The sequence below is a fragment of the Campylobacter sp. RM9328 genome (assembly GCF_012978615.1).
Genome location: NZ_LIWF01000011.1, coordinates 38063 through 62120, shown reverse-complemented (window position 1 = coordinate 62120; position 24058 = coordinate 38063). Strand labels below are relative to the sequence as shown.

The window sequence follows — 24058 nt, the reverse complement described above, 5'->3', positions numbered from 1 at the left end:
TTGGCTAAGGAATTTGGTAGCTATTTTGCCTATTGTTTGATGAGTTTTCATCTAGGTAAAAATAGAGAGTGGATATTTCTACACTCTAATGATAGTTTGGAGCGTCAAAGCGAGTTTATAGCTTTGCTTGATAGATATAGAGATGGTGAGCCTTTGGAGTATATCACTAGGCGATGCGAGTTTATGGGGCGAGAGTTTGAGGTTGGAAGCGGTGTTTTAATCCCACGAGTTGAGAGTGAAATTTTAGTTCAAAAAGCATTGGATATAGCTAAAAAATTTAACTCTATAAGCATTGCTGAAATCGGCGTTGGTAGTGGAATCATCTCTATATCTTTGGCTTTGGAGTTAAAAAATGCTAAGATAGTTGCTAGCGATATCAGCTCTAAGGCTTTGGAATTTGCTAGGATTAATAGGGATAAATTTGGGGCTAATGTGGAGCTTGTAAATACAAATTATCTTGATGGGATTGATGGTGAGTTTGATATAATCATCTCAAATCCACCATATATAGCCAAAGATTATCCACTTGATAAATGGGTATTAAATGAGCCTAAAACAGCGCTTATAGGTGGCAAAGTTGGCGATGAAATTTTAAAAGATATCGCCAAAATAGCTAAATCAAAAGCCAAATATCTTATTTGCGAGATGGGCTATGACCAAAGAGAATCTATGAAAAATTATCTTGATATGTTAGGTTTTGAGAGTGAATTTTATAGAGATTTGGCTGGTTTGGATCGTGGATTTGTAGCTTATAATAAAGGAAAATAAATGGTTAAATTTAGAAGTTTTTATCTGTTTTTACTTGGTATTTGTATCGGTGCGGAGCTTGCTATTGGGATATTTATGGCGCCTGTGATATTCTATCCATCGCAATATATCGGTGAGGGCGTTTTAAGCCACTATCAAAGCGGTCAATTAATGACTCAAGTATTTTTGAAATACAATATTTTGCTTATTTTTATATCATCTTTGCTTTTGCTTTTTGAGATTGTGAATTTAAAAGGTAGTGAGAGTTTTAACTATAAAATTAGTGCGTTTTTTCTCTCGCTTATTATAGCGCTTTTGGCTATGTCGTTTGTATTTTATTTCACGCCATATATTCTCCAAGCTCAAAAAATCGGCGCTGAAGCAACTGTTACGGCTGAATTTGTCAGTATGCATAAGGCGAGTGAATTTGTGATGAAAGCTATGCTTTTGGCTCAAGTGGCACTATTTTTCATTAGAGCACGCAAGGAGAGCTAATGGGATTTAGGGTTAGAATTTATTATGAAGATACTGATAGCGGCGGGATTGTATATCATAGCAATTATATCAAATTTTGCGAACGAGCTAGGAGCGAAATAGTCTTTAACTCAGGGATCGAATTTACCCAAAGTCGCCACTTCGTAGTAACTAAGTTAGAAGCGAGTTATATCAAACCAGCAGTTTTAGGCGATATACTAGAGGTCAAAACCAAGCTTATCAAAGTGGGCGGTGCGAGCCTAACCTTAGCCCAAGATATCTATAAAGTAGCTGATATCAAAGGGTTCTCACAGATGGAGTTGCTATTTCGTGCTAAGGTTATCGTAGGATTTATATGTGATGGGAGATTATCAAGGCTAGATCCTAAATTTGCTGAAATTTTCACTAAATTAAATCAAGATTGATCTAAAATCAATCTTCACTAATGTAAAATCCATAGTTTCCAGCACGCATAATATCTATTTTGTATTGGACTTGATTGTTTTGAATGCTCTCTTTGAAGATGGCTTTTTGGCTCTTATCGATATAATTTAAATATATAAAATCCATCCCAATCATCGTAGAATAAGCCACCCAATCATATATAAGCTTCTCACCTAAAATTTCGCTTAAAGTCTCTAGCTGACTATCAGGAGTCATTATAGAGTTAGCGATATATAAATTTTTGCGATCACCATTTTGAGTAAGGCTAATTAGAGCGCTATTATAATTAAGTTGTGTGGATAGAAGGATATGAGGATTTAGCTCAAAGACTCTAAATTGCGAACTTAATAAGGCAGTTTTAATCAGTGGCGTGTTAAGAAAAATGGAGCTATTTTTGAGTTTATAATTGTTTTTTAGAAAATTTAATTTTATATCGTTACCTTCAATATTGTTTATATATGGCTCATTTGTATTAGCTGCAACTAGTGAATTTAGCATATTTGAGACGCCACTTCCATCGCCAAATGCGGCTATTTTGCCATTTGCTTTTGTTAGTAGTTTTTGAATTTGTGCTTCATAGTCAATGCCACCAAAAAATATATTTGAGTTTGGGTTTTTGGCTGATTTGATATTTATAGTTGGAATATAAAATATTAAATCATCGTATTTATCGCTATTTATATGCTCTAAGCCATTTATAGTAAGTGGAGCGATAAAGTACTTAAATCCAGCATTTTTAGCTCTTTGTATAGCGGAATTTAAGTTATCTTTGCTCTCATCACCACTATAAAATATCTCAATATGTGAGCCAATATCACGCTTAAATATATAGGCAAAGACAGAGTCGCTCACCACTATTGAGTAGCTTTTGATTATATGTTGCGGGATGATTAGAGCAACTTTTATATCTTTTCGCCCAATATCTATTTGAGGAGTATTTAATAGCTTTTTAATATCACTATAATAGCTTTTAATTGGCTCTTTTATGGTGAGCGGACTATATATAAATTGGATAAAATCCACACCATTAGCGAGTTTGTCTAAGCACTCTTTATCGCATCTATTTTGCGCATTTGAGTGTGTAAAAATCATACAAATAACAAAAAAAGCTATAATTAAATTTTTCATATATATCCTTTAATTTTCTTTAAATCTGATATAAATTCAGTAGTTTTGCTAGGATTTTTATCCACCCAACTACTATCAAAAGTAGGCATATATAGTGAATTTTTAAACCTATATACACCACCTCTATGACTATCAAATGAGCTATTTTTGGCTATATATTTAAAGCAATTTTCCCCAAAGCTTACTATAAATTTAGGCGATATAATATCAATCTCTAACTCAAAAAACTGCGAGCAAATATCTATATATTTTGGCTCAGATTTTTTATTGATACACTTTAAAATATATGTAAAATACAAGCCACTGATGCTGACATCAGCCATTTGTAGATATCTAATTAGCGAAGCACTAGGAGCGCAAATCCCGCTTTTATCGCTTTTTATATCTGGGCTTTCAAAGACAAAAACCACCTTATAGCTATCGCCACTACCGATTACGGCTTTGTTTCTGCTTTTACATAGTTGGCATAAATTACAGCTTTTGATCTGTAAATTTAGCATTTTAAGCGAGTTAAACTCAGCGTGATCTTTTTTAATTAATTTGTTATTGCTAATGAATTTAAACCCCATTGCACGAAGCATCTCAAGCTCATAAATAGTGTAGCTCATATCCGTTATACTACCAAAAAGCTATTTAATCTTTAATAAAATTTGCTAAATTCTCAAGCTCTTTGCCATCAACTCTTAAATGAAAAAACTCATCTCTATTCTTGGCACCAATTTTATGATAAAATGCTAGGCTTGGCTCGTTCCAAGTTAAGCACTCCCACTCAAGGCGACCTAAATTCTCATCTAAGCAAATTTGAGCTAACTTAGCCAAAAATCTCTTACCGATTCCTTGATTGCGATATTTGGCCTTTACATAAAGATCTTCAAGATAGATCCCGCCACGACCTAAAAAACTAGAAAAAGTATAGAAATATATAGCATAACCTATGATATTTTCGCCCCATTGACAAACCAAAATTTTGGCATAATTTTTCTCAAATATTGATGAGGCAAACTCATCATAGTTAAATTTGATTTTATCGCTCATTTTCTCATACTCGGCTAACTCTTTTACAAGGGCGATTATCTCATTTAGATCATCTTTTTTAGCGGCTCTTATTTGATACATTTTTTACCTTGAATTTGGATTTAAATGCTAGATTATAACAATTTAGAGCTGAATTTGAAAAAAAATAGTTTAAAAGCTAGTTATAATGCCAATTTTTAAGTCAAATTTGTATATAATTTCGTTGCCTGGATGGCTCGACAGCATTTTTACGAAGGTCCAACAAATTAGTATTAGCGAAGATGTGCAGAAGTGGTGTGACGCGACTTTGTTTGAAGCCTAGTAGGTTTAGAAGCTGCGACCTAAAGCGGCTGCCTATTTGCAAGATTGGCTTTATATTAGGGCCGATTCTACTATGCACCGACCATCTGGGTATTTTAAATTTAAATAGGAAATATATGAATATCTTAATTATCGGAAGTGGCGGTAGAGAATACGCTATAGGACTTAGATTAACCCAAGATTCTCAAAAACATAATCTTTTTTTTGCTCCGGGCAATGGGGCGACTTCAAATTTGGGACAAAATGTAGATATCAAAGATTTTAATGAGCTAGCTAAATTTGCTCTAAATAGCAAAATAGAACTTACTATAGTAGGCCCCGAAAATGCCCTAAGTGATGGCGTTGTGGATATTTTTAAAGCTAATAATTTAAATATTTTTGGCCCTACGAAATCGGCTGCTAGATTAGAGAGCTCAAAGGCTTATATGAAGGAATTTTTGGCTAAAAACGGCATAAAAACGGCTAAATTTATTAATACTAATAGCTATGAAGAAGCGGCTAAATTTATAGATAGTTTAGGTGATATAGTGGTGGTAAAGGCCGATGGCTTATGTGCTGGTAAGGGCGTTATAATAGCAAAAAGCAAAGATGAAGCCAAAAAGGCTGCAAAAGATATGTTAAGTGGCAAGAGCTTTGGTGAAGCTGGAAGTAGGGTTGTGATTGAAGAGTTTTTGGATGGATTTGAGCTAAGCTTTTTTGCTATTTGCGATGGAAGCAACTTCGTATCCTTGCCAGTAGCACAAGATCACAAAAGATTATTAGATGGCGATGAGGGGCCAAATACCGGTGGAATGGGTGCTTATGCTCCAAGTCCTTTGGCTGATGAAAATTTGATAAAACGAGTTCAAAAAGAGATTATAGAGCCAACTCTTAAAGGAATGCAAGATGAGAATGCTCCATTTTGTGGGGTTTTGTTTGTAGGATTGATGGTGGTAAATGGTGTGCCTTATGTGCTTGAATTTAATGTAAGATTTGGAGATCCTGAGTGCGAGGTTTTAATGCCACTTATCAAAGGCGAATTAGGTGAGATATTGCGTGGTGCGGCGCTTGGGAGATTAAATAAATTTGATCTTGATGATGGATATGCTGTAGGCGTGGTATTAGCTAGCAAGGACTATCCATACAAAAGCAGCCCACTAGCCAAAATAGCAGTAGATAATATCCCGCAAAACTCACACATAGCATATGCTGGAGTATCATTAAAAGATGGTGACTTATATGCTAGTGGCGGTAGAGTCTTAGTAGCCATTGGCAAAGGTAGTAGTGTAAAAGAGGCTAGAGATAGAGCCTATGATTTAGCTAAAAATATTAAATTTGATGGTATGCAATACCGCAAAGATATCGGATATCAGGCACTTTGATGAAAGAGAGTTTAGAAGAGAAATTATATAGAGAAAATATCACTATAGCTAGTATCAATAGACGAATTTTGGCATATGCTATAGATGATATTATCATATCTGTGTTATTTATGCTTATATATTGGGATTTTATAGCTAATACTAGCGCTATTGGGGTTGAAGCGACATTAAATGCGATATCGGGGCTATTTTGGCAAATTGCGCTTATGAAGGTTATATATCATACATTTTTTATATGGTATTACGCAGCCACGCCAGGTAAGATGATCTGTAAAATAGTCTGTATAGATACAGTTATGCTATCTAGGCCAAGCCTTAGTAGTAGTTTTCTTAGGGCTTGTGTGAGACTTTTGAGTGAGAGTCTGTTTTATATTGGATTTTTATGGGCATTTGGAAATTCTCAGCGCCAAACTTGGCAAGATAAATTAGCTAAGACTGTGGTTTGTAATGCGTATTAGATCGCTAGCTTTTGCCTTGCTTTTGTGCGGTGAGCTTTTTGGTAATGTAGAAAATGTAGAATTTTTGGCTAGTGATGTCCAAAAAGATGGCGATATAATCACTGCTAGCGGTAATGTTTTGTTGTATTCGCAAAACTACTTAGCTAGTGCTGATAGTGCTAAATATGATCAAAAAAACAATATTATAGAGCTTTTTGGTAATGTCAGCTTAATGCGTGGAGAGTATGAAACCAGTAGATCTGAGTATGCTAGGATAGATCTAAATAGTAATGAGATGATCTTTGAAAATAGCTTTGTAATGGATAAGAAAAAAGAAATTTGGCTACAAAGCGATGAGAGTTGTAATAGCGATGAGAGAGTTAGCATAACGAACTCTATAGTCTCAAGTTGTAATGTAAGCGATCCAGATTGGCATATAGGATTTAGTAGTGGCGAGCTAAATAAACAGAGTAAATTCTTACATCTATATAATCCAGTATTTTATGTCAAAAATACCCCGGTTATGTATCTACCATATTTTGGTTTTAGCACAGATAAGACTAGAAGAACAGGGCTTTTAACTCCGCAATTATCATATAGCGGGGATGAGGGGCTTGTGTATTTACAGCCTATTTATATAGCTGAGTATAATGAGTGGGATTTGGAATTTGACCCGCAAATTCGAACTAGTAGAGGCGCTGGGATATACTCTACATTTAGATTTGCTGATTCCCCATACTCAAGTGGATATATCCGTGGTGGGATATTTAATGAAAGAAGTGATTATAAACAAAAAGAGAATTTAAAAAACAGGCAGCACGCCGGTATAGAGCTAGGATATGATCGAGATAGACTAGTTGCTTATCTAATTGATGGTGATTTTCAAGAGGGATTGTGGATTGAGTTTATAAATTTAAATGATATTGATTATCTGAATTTACGAGGGCGAAATGAGGGTAATCACGACTCACTAGTTCAATCTAAGCTAAACTATTTTATCACCACTGATAATCACTATTTAGGAGCTTATAGTAAATATTATATCGATACGGCAAAGATAGGAACTAAATACGGCAATGACGATACGCTTCAAGAGTTGCCAAGAATCCAATATCATAGCTTTTTTAATACATTTATATTGCCGAATTTAACCTATGCATTTGATTTTAAATATCATAATTACACAAGAGAGATTGGTGCTAGTGCTAATCAATATGAGATGGAAGTGCCTATTGGGTTTCAATTTGGGTTATTTGATGATTATTTAAATTTATATTTGAGTGAGAATTTATATGCTTCTCATGTAGATTATAATAGAGCTAAATATTATAATGGCAAGGATTTTTATACCAATAATTATGATGATATCATCAACCACTATCACAGAATTTTGCTAGAGAGTGATCTATCTAGGGCTTTTAGTGAGTTTTATCATACTTTGAATTTCAAATTTGATTATATAAAGCCAGGTTATAATAATGGCGATATCAATGAAAAGCTTTTGAAATATTATCTAATTGAAGATGGAGTGGCATATAATGCTGATAATTTAGCACTTTTTGAAGATAATTTCATAGATAGAATTTCAAATACCTACACAACAGAGCGTATAAGATTTGAAGGTTCGCAGTTTTTTTATAACCAAAATGGCGAAAAGATATTAAGGCATAGCCTAAGACAGAGCTATAACTTTGATAGCGATGAGATGGAGAGTTTGGAAAATAGGGTGAATTTATACTATGGAAATTTAGATTTTGCTAATAAGATAGAGTATTCTTATATAGATAATGACTTATCAAAGATCCAAACAGGCCTTTTATATAAATGGAGTAAGTTTAGCGCAAAGGTGTGGCATACATATGACAAAAACTATTATAATGGCAATGCGTATGACAAAGAGAGCTATCTAAGTAGCAATATGAGCTTGAAATTACCGTATAATTATGAGTTTTTTGCGGGAGTGGATTATGACTTACAAAGAGATTATACAAAGATGTGGCAAAGTGGAATTCACTATAAAAGAAAGTGTTGGGACTATAGCTTGATATACAAAGAAGATATCGAACCTAAAAATACAAGCGCTGGTATAGAGTCTAAAAAGAGCCAAGGAGTATATCTATACTTTAGCTTCTATCCATTAGGTGAGGTTTCATATGATTTTGCTGTTGAACAAGATAATAAGGCGTTAAATTGATAAATCCAAATGAGTTAAAATTTAAAGATGAGCTAGATGCTGCGAATAAACTATTAGAGGTATTACCGCAAAAAGAGCTAATAGATGGCGATTTTGTTGTGGTTTGCTCATCATTAGATAGTGTTGTGCTAGCTGATATGGTGGCTAATAGACTTGAGCTTAGCTATGAGCTACTTTTTAGCGAGAGATTATACGCACCAAATAATCCAGAATGCGAGATCGCCATAGTGAGCGAGACTGAAGAGATAGTCTATAATAGTGAGCTAGTAAAGGCTTTTGATATTAGCTTGGATTTTATCTATGGTGAAGCGCACCGCAAATATGAAGAGAAAATTTTAAAAAATGTCTATAAATATCGCAAGGGTAAGCTTTTGGAAAATCTTCAAAATAGAAATATTTTATTAGTTGATTTGGGTTGTCAAACAGGCATTACAGCACTTGTGTGTATAAAATCGCTGATAAATTTAGGTGTTAAATCTGTAGTATATGCTACGCCACTTATCGCATCTGATATATTATCATATTTTAATACCCTAGTTGATAGCTTATATTACGCTAAAAAAATAAGCAATTTTGTAGATGTGGATTTTTATTATAGTTCTAGAGTCAATGTAGAGTCTGTGATGTCTATTTTAGAAGATAGTCCGCACTATTTGCCATTACAAAAAATACAAAAATCAAAAGGAGATATAAATGCAGTGTAGCATAGAGGTAAATAATCAAATTCAAATTTTCGATCTAAACAAGGTCGCTAAACAAGCTAGTGGAGCAGTGCTTTTAAGAGTGAAAAATACCGTAGTATTAGCTACAATAGCCAAAGAAGATAAGCAAGTTGAAGAAGATTTTTTGCCTTTGACTGTTCAATATCTTGAGAAGCAATACGCAGCCGGCAAAATTCCAGGCGGATATGTCAAGCGTGAGACCAAGCCGGGAGAATTTGAGACTCTTACAAGTCGTATAATAGATAGAAGCCTTCGCCCATTATTTCCAAAAGGCTACGCATATCCTACGCAAATAGTAGTTATGGTATTAAGTGCTGATCCTGAAGTAGATTTACAAGTTGTTGGGTTAAATGCAGCTAGTGTGGCTCTGTATTTGAGTGATATACCAGTTGAGCGTCCAGTTTGTGGGGTGAGAGTTGGGCATATTGATGGCGAGTTTGTCTTAAATCCTAGCAATTCTGAATTGAAAAAATCAACCCTTGATCTATATGTAGCCGGGGTAAAAGATGAGCTTTTAATGATAGAGATGAGAAGTTTGCCAACTATGATGAGCGATCTAGCACCTATGATGATAGTAGATCCAGTGGTGGATATGGGGCTTTGTAGTGATTTTATCCAAAAGCAATCTATGAATGAATTTGGCGAAGATAAGATGCTTGAAGCGATTAAATTTGCTAATGAAGCTATCATAAATGGCTCTAATGCCTATGAAGAGGCCTTTAAAGATTATAAAAAACCAGCAGCAAATTTAGAGTATAAAAGCGAGATAGAAAATAACGATATCGCAATTTATATAGATGAGTTTTATAAAGCTGAGGTTAAAAGTGCTATAAATCAGATGGCAAAAAGCGAAAGAGCCAGTGAGTTAAGTAAAATCGCTGACAAAATCGCATCTAGTGATACCGCGATAAGCGAGTCTTGGGATAGGGAGATTATCTTAAATATATTAGGAAAATATAAGAAAAAGATTGTAAGGGAGCAGATAATTAATGAAAGCCTTAGAGCTGATGGTAGAGGTTTAAAAGATGTAAGGCCTATTAGCATTGAGACAAATATATTACCAAATGCTCATGGTAGCTGTCTATTTACAAGAGGGCAGACTCAAGCCTTAGTCGTAGCTACCTTAGGGACTGATAGTGACGCACAAATGAGCGAGATATTAACAGAAAAGGGCGTTGTAGCAGAGAAATTTATGTTTAATTATAATTTTCCAGGATTTAGTGTAGGGGAGGCTAGCCCTATTAAAGCACCAGGTAGAAGAGAGTTAGGGCATGGAAATTTAGCCAAAAGAGCCTTATATCCAAGCATAGATCTAGATAGCCCATACTCTATTAGATTAGTTAGTGAAATTTTAGAAAGTAATGGCTCAAGCTCTATGGCTAGTGTGTGTGGTGGCTCTTTGGCGCTTAGAGCTGCGGGAATTCAAAGTTCTAAATTAGTAGCCGGTGTGGCTATGGGGCTAGTATTTGAAGGCGATAAACACGCAGTATTAACTGATATTATGGGCTTAGAAGATCATGATGGCGATATGGATTTTAAAGTCGCAGGTAGCAAAGATGGTATAACTGCACTTCAAATGGATATCAAGCTTGGTGGGATTAGCTATGAGGTGTTACAAGAAGCACTCTTACAAGCCAAAGAGGCTAGGGAGCATATCTTAGGTATTATGGAAAAAGCCAGTGATGATATAGTTATAAATGAAGAGATATTGCCAAAATTAGAGCTATTTAGCGTAGATCCATCAAAAATAGTTGATATAATAGGTCAAGCTGGTAAGACTATTAAAGAGATAATTGAGAAATTTGATGTAAGCATCGACTTAGATAGAGAAAAAGGTGAAGTCAAGGTCGCAGGAGCACAAAAAGGCAGAGTAGAAGCTGCTAAAGAGTATATAATCCAAATCACCCAAAAAGACCAAAAAATCAAAAGCGGCAAAAAAGATAGCAAAAGTATAGATAACTTCAAGATAGGAGAGGAATTTAATGGAGAGGTTAAAAAGATAGCTACATTTGGTGCTTTTGTATCGCTAAGAGATGGCGTAGATGGACTTTTACATATCTCAAAGATCAAATCTCCTATCAAAGAAGGGGAGTTTTTGAATGTAAAAATAAGCGAGATAAAAGCTGGTAAAATTTCACTAGATTTAGTTTAAAAGGAGTTTCTATGGATGTTAAAAAGATATTTTTCCCATTAGTTCGTAATGATGAGGTAGAAAATCACATATATGGCGGTTTGTTAATAGCTAAGAAATTTGGGGCTCACATAGATTTTTTATCGTCTCAAATAGATCTTGAGTTGCTCTCAAATTTGGATATGACAATCAGTAGAAGCAATATGTTTGAATCCTTAAAAGGTGCTTTTGCTACTGAATTAAATGATCAAAAAAACAAAAATTACCAAATTTTTGAAAAAATTTGCGGTGAATTAGACATCAGTATCGGCGATATCGCAGGCACAGCAAGTGCGAAATTTGAGACACAAAATGGCATTAGAAGTCGCCTTTATGAGTATGAGGCGAAATTTTGCGATTTAGTTGTGGCAGCGACTCCATTAAAGGGTGAGGCGACATCTACATTTGATGCAACTGTGATAAATAGTGGTAAAAATGCGATCATAATTCCAAATTCAATGAAAAAATTTAATATGGATAATATATTAATTGGTTGGAATGGAACAACAAGTATCTCAAGAAGCCTTACAAACTCAATTAATATTTTAAAACAAGCCAAAAATATCCACATAATAGTTACCAAAAAATATGACGATACAGCCTTAGATATCAAATCCAGACTTTTTAATTACTTAAAATATCACGATATAAAGGCTACATTTGAGATTGTAACTACTACAAATATCCCGGGCGAGGCTTTATTAGAAAATACCTTAAAAGGCAATTTTGATATGGTTATAGCTAGTAGCTATGGAGAACATGGGGTAAAAGAGATATTTTTAGGTGGTAGCACGAAGTATTTCTTAGAAAATACTCCAGTGCCGGTATTTATGTAGTTTAGAAGCTACTTTTTGGGTCGTGTTGGTGATTGTCAGTCCATTTAAGCATAGTGCCACCTAGCATATGAAAATGTAGATGCATCACCTCTTGACCGCTATTTTCACCACAATTAGTAACTAAGCGATATCCGGTTTTATCCACACCTATAGCGATTGCGACTTCTTGGATGAATTTTGTCATTTCACCCATTAAAGTTGGATCCATCTCTTGAAAATTTTCATAATGTTTTTTAGGGATTATTAAGATATGAACAGGCGCTTTAGGATTTATATCATGAAATGCTAAAAATTTATCATCTTCTAAAACCTTATTTGAAGGGATTTGACCAGCTACAATCTTATCAAAAATACAAGACATTACTAAACTCCTAATATTAAAATTCGTGTTATTATATCAGATATTTTATATAATTTTTTATAAATTTAAATAATTTTTTATATTTTATTAAAGTTATTAAAATATCTTAAATCACTCACTTTTGGTATATAAATAATCATAAATTTAACTTATAGATATCAATTATTTTTAATTAAATTTTAGATACAATAAAGCTAAATTTAGTTAAGGACATAGTTTGCAAGATATTATTAACAAGATCGACTCTGCTCTAAATTTAGATGAATTGGAGCAAATTCGGCTTGAGCTATTTGGTAAAAAGGGTAGCATTACGGCTGAATTTAATAGATTAAAAGATGTTGAGCCTGAAAATAAAAAGGCTTATGCCCAAAGTTTAAATATCAAAAGAGACACTCTGACAGCTAAGCTAAATGAGAAAAAACTTAGCCTAGAAAGTGAATATATTAAATCTAAGATGAAGAGTGAAGCTATCGATATATCACTATTTAATGAGCCTTTATCTACTGGTGCTTTACACCCTGTTATGGAGACTATGGATAGGATCATTGAGTATTTTGTAGCACAAAATTTTAGTATTGAAACTGGGCCGCTTATTGAAGATGATTTTCATAATTTCGAAGCTTTAAACTTACCCAAATACCACCCAGCAAGGGATATGCAAGATACATTTTATTTAAAAGATTTTAGACTACTTAGAACTCACACTAGCCCAGTTCAAGTCCGCACCATGCTAAATCAAAAGCCACCGATCCGTATGATTGCGCCGGGGTCAGTTTTTCGTAGGGATTTAGACCTTACTCACACTCCGATGTTTCATCAAGTAGAGGGCTTAGTCGTTGAAGAAGATACGAAAGTTAGCTTTGCGAATTTAAAATATATTTTAGAAGATTTTTTGAGATATATGTTTGGTGATGTTAAGGTTAGATTTCGCCCTAGCTTTTTCCCATTTACAGAGCCTAGCACCGAAGTGGATATTAGCTGTATTTTTTGTAGTGGGTGCGGATGTAGAGTCTGTAAGCAAACAGGTTGGCTAGAAGTCCTTGGTAGTGGGGTAGTTGATCCAAATGTATTTGAAGCTGTAGGGTATAAAAATGTAAGCGGATATGCTTTTGGGCTTGGAGTGGAGCGTTTTGCGATGTTGCTTCATAGAATTCCTGATCTTAGAAGCTTATTTGAAGGGGATATTAGACTATTGGAGCAGTTTAAATGATAATAAGCAAAAAGTGGTTAAATGAGATTATAGATCTTTCAAATTTTAGCACCGAGCAGATCTGTGCTAAGCTAAATTCAATCGGATTAGAAGTAGATAGTGTTACTAATATCAAAATTCCAGATAATATAGTTGTCGGCTATGTAAAAAGCTGTCTAAAGCATGAAAATAGCGACCATCTACATGTCTGTGAAGTTGATGTAGGAGATAGAGTTTTACAGATAGTTTGTGGTGCGAAAAATGCAAGAGCTGATATATATGTTGTTGTGGCTTTAGTAGGCGCTGTGATGCCAAATGGGTTAGAGATAAAAGATGCAAAATTACGAGGCGTCCAAAGTAGCGGAATGCTATGCTCATCAACTGAATTAGGCCTACCTAAGATCAATGATGGGATTATGATCTTAGATGATAGCATTGGAGAGCTAGAACTTGGCAAAGCTCTTAATGAATATGATATTTTAAATGATGATATTATAGAGCTTGAGCTAACACCAAATCGTGGAGATTGTCTAAGCATTTATGGTGTTGCTAGGGATCTATCTGCGGCCTTTGATATCACAATGAGAGATGAAAAACCTCTTAGCGAAGATGATAGGCAGCTTGGAATCGGTCGTTTGCTTAGCATACATTGCGAAGATAAGATAGATGGAGCCTTTGCTTATAGAGCCATTGGTATCTCACAAGGCTTTAATCAAAGGCTTAAACTTGCTCTTAGAGTTGCGATGATAGGCTCAAACAAAACTACAAATTTAGAGCGAGTATTGGAGTATATCACCCACTATACAGGGGTTATATTTAGAGCTTATGACCATGGCAAATTAGCAAGCAGTAGCGATGAAAAAATCGCTATAAATATCAAAAAATCAGGTAATAAATTATATGAAATTAGCTCTTCTGATAAGATACTTAGTATAGCAGGAATCTCTCAAAGTAGTGAAGCTAGAGTGGATGAAAATACCAAAATTGCGATAATAGAAGCTAGTTATATAGACCCAAATTTAGTATCGGAGTTACTAGGCGATAACAAAAATATATCAAAAGATGAATTCACCCACAGAACAGCTCGTGGATCAGAGCCAAATTTAAATTATGCTATGAATATCTTATTTAATCTTTTTGCCAAAGATAGCAATATATCGCCATATTCTGGCACCCAACAAGTCCAATTAGATAAAGAGCAGCTAACGATCAGCTTTAGCGCATCTGAGATTAGCTCAATGATCGGAATGCAAATAAGTAGCAGCGATATCGCTAAAATTCTTAAAAAGCTTGGATTTGATATTAATGCCAATGTCGAACAAGAGCAGATATATGCCAAAGTCCCATTATATCGTCATGATATCTTAAATTCACATGATATTTGCGAAGAGATTGTAAGAATAATCGGGATTGATAATATCCCGTCAAAAGCCTTAGAATATAGTGAAAAAAACCGCACAAATCAAGCATATAATAGATATAAATTATCTCGTGATATTAGACAAAAAGCTGCGAATTTAGGATTTTTTGAAAGTGTGCATTATCTATTTGATAATCCAGTCGAGCTAAAAGAATTAGGCGTGGCTTGCTCATCTGAAGCGTTGCTAAATCCGATAAATAGCGAACTTAGTATCTTAAAGCCAACTCTTATAAATCATCTATTAAACGCAACAAGCTTTAATATCAAAAATTCAAAAAGATCAATTAAGTTATTTGAATTTGGCGATGTTATTAGCAAAGATGGGATTCAAAGAGCTAAATTTGGTTTTGTTTTTAGCGGACTTATAGGTGAGCCAACACTTCTAAATGGGGCTAAACCAGCGACGATTGATTTTATATATTTTGCTAATTTAATCCAAAATATTTTAGGTAAAATTGAGCTAAGAAAATCAAATGATATTGAATTCCTAAGCGAATTTGAACAAGCAAAAGTCTATCAAAATGGTGATTATATCGGCTATATCGGTAGAGTAAATGCTACAATAGAACAAAGCAGAGATCTATTTAAAACCTATGTTTGTGAGATAGATTTTGACAATTTAAAACCTATAAAAAAACTAGCAAATCCATACTCCAAATTCCAAAGCTTAAGTAGAGATTTAAGCATCATAATGCCAAAAGATATGCCTTATATCCGCATTAAAGAGACAATTGAGAAGCTAGAAATTAAGAGCTTAAAAGAGTTTTTGCCAGTTGATATCTATAGTGATGAGAGCTTAGGCAATAGCAGCGTGAGTTTGAGTATTAAATTTACATTTCAAGATGATAGCAAAACACTTGAAGATGAAGAGATTGTAGCTATTATGGATAGTATTTTAAGAGCATTAAAAGAGAATTTGGGTATTGGATTAAGATGAGAGTAGAACCTTTAAAATCAAAATTTGATGTAGAGTTTGACCTAGTATCAACAGATAAATCCATTAGTCATAGGTGTGCGATATTTTCGCTTTTGAGTGATGGAGTGAGTGTAATTAGCGATTATCTTGAGGCTGAAGATACTTTAAATTCATTAGAAATTGCTAAAAAACTTGGCGCCAAAATCGAAAAAATTGATAATAAATACTATATCACTCCACCAACCAAAATTAGCTCGGCTAAATCAGTTTTAGAGTGCGGCAACTCTGGAACTGCGATGAGAATATATATGGGGCTTTTAGCAGGTTGTGATGGATTTTATGTATTAAGTGGCGATGAGTATCTAAATGAACGCCCAATGAGGCGAATCGCTGAACCACTTATGAAAGTTGGTGCTACTATCGATGGTAGAGATAGTGCTAATAAAGCACCGATCGCTATTAGAGGTAGAAGCTTAGACTATTTTAGCTACGATTCTAAGATATCTTCAGCACAGGTCAAAAGCGCCTTAATCTTAGCTGGACTTTGTGCGAAGGGTTGCGAATTTAGCGAACCAGAATTGAGCCGAGATCATAGTGAGAGAATGCTAAAAGGAATGGGTGCTGATATCAGCTATAAAAATGGTAAAATCATAGTCCAACCGCTAAAATCAAAAAAGCTAAAACCACTTATAATGAGTGTGCCAAATGACCCTAGCTCGTGCTTTTTTTATGCTGTAGCAGCAGCTATAACGCCTGGTGCTAGGGTGAAATTTAAAAATATCTTACTTAATAAAACTAGAATTGAAGCCTATAAAGTGTTAGAAAAAATGGGAGCAAAAATCAACTATACTCTTACTAGCTCCCAGTATGAAGATATCGGTGATATTGAGATTATCGGTGATGAATTAAATGCTATTATCGTGGATAAAAATATCTCATGGCTCATTGATGAAGCCCCAGCTCTTGCTATCGCTTTTGCTTGTGCTAAGGGGAAAAGTGAGCTTAGAAACGCAGCTGAGCTTAGAGTAAAAGAGTGCGATAGAATTAGCGTAACTATCAACGCCCTAAAAGCTTGCGGTATAGAGGCCGGAGAGTATGAAGATGGATTTTGGGTTGTCGGTACTAAGCCAAATAGGGCATTAGTCGATAGCCACGGAGATCATAGGATCGCTATGAGTTTTGCAGTGCTTGGGCTAAAATGTGGTATGGATATATCAAAGAGCGAATTTATCGCTACATCTTTTCCTAAATTTAGCCATTTCTTACGAATGTTGGGAGCTAGAGTTGAAGATTGAACTTGCTAAAAATTATGGATTTTGCTTTGGTGTTAAAAGGGCGATTAAGATTGCTGAAAATTCAGCTGGATCACAAGAATCCACATCTGCTACAATCGGTGAGCTTATCCATAATAGCTTAGAGATTAATAGATTAAAGGATAATTTCAGGGTTAAAACCTTAAAAAATATAAGCGAATTAACCGATGAAAAAAGAGCAATTATCCGCACTCACGGCATAACAAAAGGGGATTTAGAAAAGCTCAAAACTACAGGGATTGAGATAGTAGATGCGACCTGCCCTTTTGTCACTAAACCTCAAAATATCGTTGAAAAGATGAGTAATGAAGGCTATGAAATAGTGATTTTTGGGGATATTAACCATCCTGAGGTTAGAGGTGTTATGAGCTACTCAAGCAAACCTGTCCATGTAGTCTTATCAATCGATGAGCTAAAAAGTACAAAACTACCACAAAAAGTAGCCGTCATCTCTCAAACAACCAAAAAAATTGAAGAATTTATCTCAATTGTCACCTATCTAATGCAAAGGGTAAAAGAGGTTAGAGTCTTTAATACTATATGTAATGCAACATTAGAAAATCAAGAAGCCGTAAGAGAGTTAGCCTCCAAAGCCGATGTAATGGTAATCGTAGGTGGCAAAAACTCATCAAATACCAAGCAGCTATATCTAATAGCTAAAAATTTATGTAGTGATAGCTATTTGATTGAGAGCGAAAGTGAGTTAAATTCAGCTTGGTTTAATGGTAAAAAGCATTGTGGGGTAAGTGCTGGGGCTAGCACACCTGAATGGGTTATCCAAAATGTTATAAAAGAGCTTGAAAAGATAGATAAAATTTCTAATAGTTAATATAATATAAAGCTAAAAAAAGGTAAAATTGAGCACTTAAATGCTGTAAAGCAGAAAGAAAATCTATAGATAAAAAGGATCAAGATGGCTGAGGCGAATAAATTCGTTAATAATGAAATTGACAAAATCGACCTAGATGAAGATTTTGCTACTATGTTTGAAGAGTCTTTAAAGAGTGAAGAAGCTACAGTATGCGATGGTGTAATCGTAAATATCAAAGATGATGAAGTATATGTAGATATACGCAAAAAATCCGAAGGTGTTATGAACATATCTGAAATCACTGATGAAAGTGGTAAGCTACTATTTAATATTGGTGATACTATTAAAGTAGCAGTAACTGGCTCTAGAAATGGTAGGCCTAGTGTATCGCATAAAAAAGCTCTTAGAAAAGAGAAGGTAAAAGCGTTCATAGATAACTTCAATGAAGATGCTGAAAATATATTTGATGTAAAGATTATATCAAAAAATAAAGGTGGTTTTGTCGCTGTTAATGATGAGGGTATAGAGTTTTTTATGCCTAGATCTCAAAGTGGCTTTAAAGATCCAAATCAAGCTATAAACAAAAATTTCAAAGTAAAAGTAATCAAAATTGACAAAGATAATCAAAGTATCATTGTATCACGCAAAAAACTAGTCGATGAAGATAGAAAAAAACGCAAAGAGATAGTATCAACAATCTTAGAAAATAAAGATGTAATTGAAGGCACTATCAAAAAAATCACTACATATGGTATGTTTGTAGATGTAGGTGGCATAGATGGCTTAGTTCATTATAGTGAAATCAGCTATAAAGGCCCAGTAAATCCAAATACTCTATATAAAGAGGGTGATAAAGTAGATGTCAAAATCATAAAATATGATAATGATAAAAAACATCTATCTCTATCGATAAAAGCTGCTACCCCAGATCCATGGGATGAGATTAAAGATGGATTAGAAGTAGGTGATACTATCAAAGTAACTGTAAGCAATATCGAACCTTATGGCGCTTTTGTTGATTTGGGTAATGATATTGAAGGATTTTTACATATTAGTGAGATATCTTGGGATAAAAACATTAAAAACCCAAAAGATTTTATCAAAGAAAATGAAGAGCTAGATGTAGAAGTTATAGAGATAAATCCTGCTAATCGTCGTTTAAGAGTGAGTCTGAAAAACCTTTTACCTAAACCTTTTGATGAATTTAGCTCTAAATTTAAAGAGGGCGATATAGTAAAAGGCGTGATAACTACACTTACTAACTTCGGTGCTTTTGTAAGAGTTGGTGGATTAGAAGGTTTGTTACACAATGAAGACTCATCTTGGGATAGAAATGATAAGTGTAAAGATATATTTAAAGCTGGTGATGAAGTAGAAGTTAAAATTATCAAAATAGATCCAAAAGAGCAGAAAATATCTCTAAGCCAAAAAGATCTTAAAGCTAGTCCAGCTATGGAGTACGCAAAGTCTCACTCTGTTGGTGATATCGTTAGCGGAACTATAAGAGATATTAAGGATTTTGGCATATTTGTAAGCTTAGATGGCAATGTAGATGCCCTAATCCGTAAAGAAGATATCGGCTCTGTGGATATAGATTCTTTAAAAATCGGGGATAAAATCGAGGCTGCTATAGCTTTTATAGATGAGAAAAAAAATAGAATTCGCCTAAGTGTAAAAAGATTAGCCAAACAAAAAGAGCGTGAAGTCTTAAGCGAGATCAATGATGATGATAAAATGACGCTTGGCGATATCATTAAAGAGCAATTAGCATAATTAAGCTATGAAGATTAACAGCCTTTATCTGATTTTAGCTGTTATATTTGTAGTTGTTTTTGGTGGATTGATAGCTATTCTTGCTTATGCAAATTCCGGGCTATCTTCACCTTTTGTATCTACTACAAGTAGTAATATAAATTTAGAATATAACTATCAAAAATCAGGTAATTGGCTTGAAAAGATTGCGGAGTTTAAAAATAACGATTCTGTTTTACCTACAAATTTAATGATAATTAAGATAGATGATAAGATGGCTAAAGAAGCCAAAGCCACTAAACAATATATCTTGGTTATCAATAGATGTGATTTTTATTCTATGTTTTGTATAAATAGAGTTTTTAAAGATTTTAATCTAAATTTCACAATTGTAAAAGATGGTGATATGGCCAATATTTATATACAAACAGATGATAAAGATATGGTTTTAAATGCAGTTAATGGACTCAAAAAATACAATATTCATACAACTTTAAAGGAAATTAACCTATGAAAACAGTTATAGTATGCGATGCTATTCATCCAGTTGGTTTTGAAATTTTAAATGCTCAAAAAGATATCAAAGTTATAGATGCTGTAGATACACCAAAAGATAAGCTTTTAGATATTTTAGGCGAAGCTGATGTGGCGATTACTCGTAGCTCTACTGATTGTGGTGAGAAATTTATAAATGCAGCTACAAAATTAAAAGCCTTAGTTCGTGCTGGTGTAGGTGTGGATAATGTGGATATAGATGGCTTCTCTAAAAAGGGAATTATAGTTATGAATGTGCCGACAGCCAATACAATCGCAGCTGTTGAGATGACTATGTGCCATCTATTAAATAGTGCTAGAAATTATATTAATTCTGTAAATGACTTACAACAAAATCGTGTTTGGAAGCGTGAAAAATGGTATGGAAATGAGCTTTATGGCAAGACTTTAGGCGTTATAGGTTTTGGAAATATCGGCTCAAGAGTAGCATATAGAAGTCTAGCTTTTGGTATGAAGGTTATAGCATATGATCCATATATCGACCCAAGTAAAGCCACAGATATGGGCGCTACATATACTACAAATTTTGATGATATTTTAGGCTGTGATTTTATCACGATTCACACACCTAAAAATAAAGAGACAACCAATATGATCGATGAAGAACAGATCGCTAAAATGAAAGATGGCGTTAGGCTTATCAATTGTGCTCGTGGTGGATTATATAATGAAGATGCGCTTTATAAGAATTTACAAAATGGCAAGATTGCTTATGCTGGTATAGATGTCTTTGTCAAAGAGCCAGGCAACGATCATAAATTATTAGATCTTAATAATGTAAGTGCAACTCCGCACCTAGGCGCCAATACTTATGAATCACAAAAAAATATCGCCATAGATGCTGCTGAACAAGCTATTAGCGCTGCAAGGGGGATTTGTTATCCAAATGCTCTGAATTTACCTGTGAAAGTAGAGGATTTACCGCCATTTGTAGCGCCTTATACAGAGCTTTTACCTAAGATGGCGTATTTTGCTTCTCAACTTAGCGGTAAAAAGCAGATTAAAGCTATTAGATTAGAGCTTGAAGGCGAAGTATCAGATTACGCTGAAGCTATGCTATCTTTTGGCATTGTGGGTGCTTTAAAAGATGTTTTAGGTGATACTATAAATTACGAAAATGCTACATTAAAGGCAGCTGAAAAAGGGATTGAAGTATCTACAACTATAGTCCCAGCAAGCGGGTATAAAAGCAAATTAACAATCAAGCTAATCACAGATGAAGACTCTGTAAGCGTTGGCGGAACGGTCTTTAGTGAGACAGAGCAGAGAATTGTAAGCGTAAATGGATTTAAAACAGATTTTAAACCAAAAGGCAGAATGATAGTATTTAAAAATCGTGATATACCAGGCGTTATAAGTGATATTAGCGGAATTTTAGCTAAATCTAAGATTAATATTGCTGATTTTAGATTAGGTAGAGATAATGATGGTTTTGCTTTGGCTGTTATATTAGTTGATGAAGATATCAAAAAAGATATTTTAGACCAGTTAAATGCACTTGATGCGTGTGTTTGGGCTAGATACGCAGTATTAATTTAAAAGGAGAAAATATGGCTACATACTCTATGGGCGATTTAAAAAAGGGCTTAAAAATTGAAATTGATGGTAAGCCTTATAAGATTGTTGAGTATCAACATGTCAAACCAGGTAAGGGTGCGGCATTTGTTCGTGTAAAGATCAAATCATTTCTTGATGGTAAAGTATTAGAAAAGACTTTCCACGCTGGTGATAAATGTGAAGCTCCAAATCTAGTAGAAAAAGAGATGCAATATCTCTATGATGATGGTGAATATTCTCAATTTATGGATGTTGAATCATATGAGCAAGTGGCTATCGCTGATGATGATGTTGGTGAAGCTAAAAAGTGGATGATAGATGGTATGATGGTTCAAATTCTATTCCATAATGGCAAAGCAATTGGCGTAGAAGTACCACAAGTAGTGGAGTTAAAAATAGTTGAAACTCAACCAAATTTCAAAGGTGATACTCAAGGTAGCAATAAAAAACCAGCAACCTTAGAGAGTGGTGCTGTGGTACAGATACCATTTCATGTGCTTGAAGGTGAAGTTATCCGTGTCGATACTGTCCGTGGCGAGTATATCGAAAGAGCAAATAAATAGCCACTCTTCTCCTTGTAAATTTATCTTACAAGGAGTTTATTATAATTATTACATAATCTCTGCTTGATTTCGGGGTGATTTATGAAAAGATTAATTTATGCTATTTTATTGATTATTTTAGCTTTTGGTGTTTATAATTTGGTTGATAATAGGCTTAAGATATCTAAATATGATTTTGATGCTAATAGTACGCTTGGAAATGTCAATATAACAAGCTTTAAAGATGAGTATAAAATATTATATTTTGGATATACATTTTGTCCTGATATCTGTCCATCGACTCTTACTATTTTATCATCTGTGATCGATGAAATGAAGCTTAATAATGATATTAAAATACTATTTGTTACGCTTGATTTACAAAGAGATAGCGAAAAAGAGTGCGATGAGTTTGCTAAGTATTTTTACTCAAATTCAGTATGCTTAAAGATGAAAGAAGATGAGTTAAAAAAAGTTGTAAAAAACTACAACGCCAAATACGCAATTGTAAATTTACAAAATTCAGCGATGGATTATAGTGTAGCTCATAGCTCTTCAATCTATCTATTTGATAAAAGTGGGAAATTTTATAAAGAGATTTCAAATTTAACCAAAGATGAGATCAAAAAAGAGATATCGCAATTAATAGGTAGTTAAAAGTTAATTTTAACAAATCTATTTGTTTTATCAAATCTAAAAGTTAATAGATTTTGTAAAATTCCAAATAGACACATAAAGGTGATAAAGCTACTTCCGCCATAGCTATAAAATGGCAGCGGAATCCCAACAACAGGTGCAAAACCTATAGTCATAAAGATATTGATACTCACATATATAAAGACCAAAAACGCCACAGCGCTAACGGCTACTTTGATAAAATATTCATCTTTAAGCTTATAATTTAAGCTTAAAAGGTGAATTATCAAAAATCCATATAACATTATAAGCCCAGCACCACCGATAAATCCATATCTCTCAACCGTATAAGCAAAGATAAAATCGCTAGTGGCGATCGGTAGGAATTTAAATTTAGTTTGCGTGGCCTCATCGATGCTTTTGCCAGTGATACCGCCATTTCCGATTGCGATAATGCTTTGTTTGACTTGATAGCTTGGCTTTTCGCTTATGAAATCGGCTATTCTTTTCTTTTGATAGTCGTGTAAATTTTCGTATAAAATAGGTGAGCAAATTCCAATTAATAAAGCAATACTAATCCAAATTTTGCGATTTACTCCGATTATAAATAGCACCCCATAGCCAGTAATTAATAACATAAGTGCCGTGCCTAGATCTGGCTCTTTTAAGATTAAAAAAAATGGTAGAAGGATATAAAAGCTAATTTTTAAAAATTGTTTAAAGTTATATCCATTTTCATCGGGGGGAGTTTTTTTGATGATATAAGCTAGCATCAAGACAAAAGCAGGCTTCATAATCTCGCTAGGTTGGATGGTGAAATTTATAAATGGTATCTCGATCCACCTTTGCGCTCCAAGCTTGCTAACACCGACAAATTCGACACTCAAAAGCAAAATTATATTAATCCAATATATACTAGGAATCAACCATTCAAGCTTACGAATCGGTAATAAAAAAAATAACATAAACGCCCCAAAGCCAATTATAAAATAGGCTATCATCTTAGCTGAGAGCATATCGCTAGCTTCGTTTATTAGGCTATATGAGAGAAATATAATCGGAAGCATAAGTGCTGGCTGAACATAATCAAAATGTGTTAAAATTCTCTTATCTAATAGTATCAAAATTCAAACCTAAGCAAAAATTGGGTAAAATTCT

General features: G+C 34.2%; 23 protein-coding genes. 18 read left to right on the top strand and 5 right to left on the bottom strand.

Annotated features, from left to right (window positions below; translation table 11 throughout):
* Genes prmC through CCAL9328_RS08105 form a run of 3 tightly spaced genes read left to right on the top strand, consistent with a single transcriptional unit; the run spans position 1 to position 1646 of the window.
* Entirely contained in the window at positions 1 to 768 is a 768-nt protein-coding gene (gene prmC / locus CCAL9328_RS08115) for a peptide chain release factor N(5)-glutamine methyltransferase (protein WP_249318111.1), read from the top strand.
* Positions 769 to 1242, top strand: a complete 474-nt coding sequence (locus CCAL9328_RS08110) for a DUF4149 domain-containing protein (RefSeq protein WP_170000421.1) — start codon at positions 769 to 771, stop codon at positions 1240 to 1242.
* Complete coding sequence (locus CCAL9328_RS08105; RefSeq protein ID WP_096021842.1) at positions 1242 to 1646, top strand: YbgC/FadM family acyl-CoA thioesterase; 405 nt, start codon at positions 1242 to 1244, stop codon at positions 1644 to 1646. The genes CCAL9328_RS08110 and CCAL9328_RS08105 overlap by 1 nt, the downstream gene beginning before the upstream one ends.
* A gap of 7 nt (positions 1647 to 1653) precedes the next feature.
* Here CCAL9328_RS08105 and CCAL9328_RS08100 read toward each other — a convergent pair whose 3' ends face one another.
* Genes CCAL9328_RS08100 through CCAL9328_RS08090 form a run of 3 tightly spaced genes read right to left on the bottom strand, consistent with a single transcriptional unit; the run spans position 1654 to position 3909 of the window.
* Positions 1654 to 2793, bottom strand: coding sequence for a hypothetical protein (locus tag CCAL9328_RS08100; RefSeq protein WP_096021841.1), 1140 nt, complete (start codon positions 2791 to 2793; stop codon positions 1654 to 1656).
* Positions 2790 to 3401: a uracil-DNA glycosylase family protein gene (locus CCAL9328_RS08095; protein ID WP_170000420.1), complete on the bottom strand. Its 612-nt coding sequence runs from the start codon at positions 3399 to 3401 to the stop codon at positions 2790 to 2792. Before CCAL9328_RS08095 ends, CCAL9328_RS08100 begins: the two co-directional genes overlap by 4 nt.
* 25 nt (positions 3402 to 3426) lie before the next feature.
* On the bottom strand, positions 3427 to 3909 hold the full coding sequence (locus CCAL9328_RS08090; RefSeq protein WP_096021839.1) for a GNAT family N-acetyltransferase: 483 nt from the start codon (positions 3907 to 3909) through the stop codon (positions 3427 to 3429).
* Between the two features lie 335 nt (positions 3910 to 4244).
* On the opposite strand from CCAL9328_RS08090, the gene purD reads away from it, so the two are divergent.
* Genes purD through CCAL9328_RS08060 form a run of 6 tightly spaced genes read left to right on the top strand, consistent with a single transcriptional unit; the run spans position 4245 to position 11848 of the window.
* Positions 4245 to 5489 carry a phosphoribosylamine--glycine ligase gene (gene purD / locus CCAL9328_RS08085; RefSeq protein ID WP_170000419.1) on the top strand — a complete coding sequence of 415 codons (1245 nt, stop codon included), beginning with the start codon at positions 4245 to 4247 and terminating at the stop codon, positions 5487 to 5489.
* Positions 5489 to 5947, top strand: coding sequence for an RDD family protein (locus tag CCAL9328_RS08080; protein ID WP_170000418.1), 459 nt, complete (start codon positions 5489 to 5491; stop codon positions 5945 to 5947). The genes purD and CCAL9328_RS08080 overlap by 1 nt, the downstream gene beginning before the upstream one ends.
* A complete protein-coding gene (locus tag CCAL9328_RS08075) occupies positions 5937 to 8120 on the top strand; it encodes an LPS-assembly protein LptD (protein WP_096021837.1) in 2184 nt (727 codons plus the stop codon). Before CCAL9328_RS08080 ends, CCAL9328_RS08075 begins: the two co-directional genes overlap by 11 nt.
* Positions 8117 to 8824: a phosphoribosyltransferase family protein gene (locus CCAL9328_RS08070; protein WP_096013396.1), complete on the top strand. Its 708-nt coding sequence runs from the start codon at positions 8117 to 8119 to the stop codon at positions 8822 to 8824. Before CCAL9328_RS08075 ends, CCAL9328_RS08070 begins: the two co-directional genes overlap by 4 nt.
* Complete coding sequence (locus CCAL9328_RS08065; RefSeq protein WP_096021836.1) at positions 8814 to 10994, top strand: polyribonucleotide nucleotidyltransferase; 2181 nt, start codon at positions 8814 to 8816, stop codon at positions 10992 to 10994. Before CCAL9328_RS08070 ends, CCAL9328_RS08065 begins: the two co-directional genes overlap by 11 nt.
* 11 nt (positions 10995 to 11005) lie before the next feature.
* The gene (locus CCAL9328_RS08060; protein ID WP_096014798.1) at positions 11006 to 11848 is read left to right on the top strand and encodes a universal stress protein; all 843 of its coding nucleotides are present in this window, start codon (positions 11006 to 11008) and stop codon (positions 11846 to 11848) included.
* 1 nt (position 11849) lies between these two features.
* Here the strand turns inward: CCAL9328_RS08060 and CCAL9328_RS08055 are convergent, their stop codons facing one another.
* Positions 11850 to 12209, bottom strand: a complete 360-nt coding sequence (locus CCAL9328_RS08055; protein WP_096014797.1) for a histidine triad nucleotide-binding protein — start codon at positions 12207 to 12209, stop codon at positions 11850 to 11852.
* A 217-nt stretch (positions 12210 to 12426) separates the two neighbouring features.
* On the opposite strand from CCAL9328_RS08055, the gene pheS reads away from it, so the two are divergent.
* From pheS to CCAL9328_RS08010, 9 genes are all read left to right on the top strand, one after another.
* Entirely contained in the window at positions 12427 to 13419 is a 993-nt protein-coding gene (pheS, locus tag CCAL9328_RS08050; RefSeq protein ID WP_096016464.1) for a phenylalanine--tRNA ligase subunit alpha, read from the top strand.
* Positions 13416 to 15755 (top strand): phenylalanine--tRNA ligase subunit beta, encoded by a 2340-nt coding sequence (gene pheT, locus CCAL9328_RS08045; protein ID WP_170000417.1) that lies wholly within the window; start codon positions 13416 to 13418, stop codon positions 15753 to 15755. Before pheS ends, pheT begins: the two co-directional genes overlap by 4 nt.
* Entirely contained in the window at positions 15752 to 17029 is a 1278-nt protein-coding gene (gene aroA / locus CCAL9328_RS08040; protein ID WP_096023661.1) for a 3-phosphoshikimate 1-carboxyvinyltransferase, read from the top strand. The genes pheT and aroA overlap by 4 nt, the downstream gene beginning before the upstream one ends.
* The gene (locus CCAL9328_RS08035; protein WP_096023660.1) at positions 17019 to 17876 is read left to right on the top strand and encodes a 4-hydroxy-3-methylbut-2-enyl diphosphate reductase; all 858 of its coding nucleotides are present in this window, start codon (positions 17019 to 17021) and stop codon (positions 17874 to 17876) included. Before aroA ends, CCAL9328_RS08035 begins: the two co-directional genes overlap by 11 nt.
* An 84-nt stretch (positions 17877 to 17960) precedes the next feature.
* Positions 17961 to 19631, top strand: a complete 1671-nt coding sequence (locus CCAL9328_RS08030; RefSeq protein ID WP_096014792.1) for a 30S ribosomal protein S1 — start codon at positions 17961 to 17963, stop codon at positions 19629 to 19631.
* A 7-nt stretch (positions 19632 to 19638) separates the two neighbouring features.
* Entirely contained in the window at positions 19639 to 20124 is a 486-nt protein-coding gene (locus CCAL9328_RS08025) for a hypothetical protein (RefSeq protein ID WP_096014791.1), read from the top strand.
* Positions 20121 to 21704 carry a phosphoglycerate dehydrogenase gene (gene serA, locus CCAL9328_RS08020; RefSeq protein ID WP_096014790.1) on the top strand — a complete coding sequence of 528 codons (1584 nt, stop codon included), beginning with the start codon at positions 20121 to 20123 and terminating at the stop codon, positions 21702 to 21704. The genes CCAL9328_RS08025 and serA overlap by 4 nt, the downstream gene beginning before the upstream one ends.
* Before the next feature lie 11 nt (positions 21705 to 21715).
* Positions 21716 to 22285, top strand: a complete 570-nt coding sequence (efp, locus tag CCAL9328_RS08015; RefSeq protein ID WP_086224751.1) for an elongation factor P — start codon at positions 21716 to 21718, stop codon at positions 22283 to 22285.
* A gap of 81 nt (positions 22286 to 22366) precedes the next feature.
* Positions 22367 to 22921: an SCO family protein gene (locus CCAL9328_RS08010; protein WP_096013386.1), complete on the top strand. Its 555-nt coding sequence runs from the start codon at positions 22367 to 22369 to the stop codon at positions 22919 to 22921.
* Here the strand turns inward: CCAL9328_RS08010 and CCAL9328_RS08005 are convergent.
* Positions 22918 to 24024: an FtsW/RodA/SpoVE family cell cycle protein gene (locus CCAL9328_RS08005; RefSeq protein ID WP_096023657.1), complete on the bottom strand. Its 1107-nt coding sequence runs from the start codon at positions 24022 to 24024 to the stop codon at positions 22918 to 22920. The genes CCAL9328_RS08010 and CCAL9328_RS08005 overlap by 4 nt on opposite strands.
* Between the last annotated feature and the right edge of the window lie 34 nt (positions 24025 to 24058).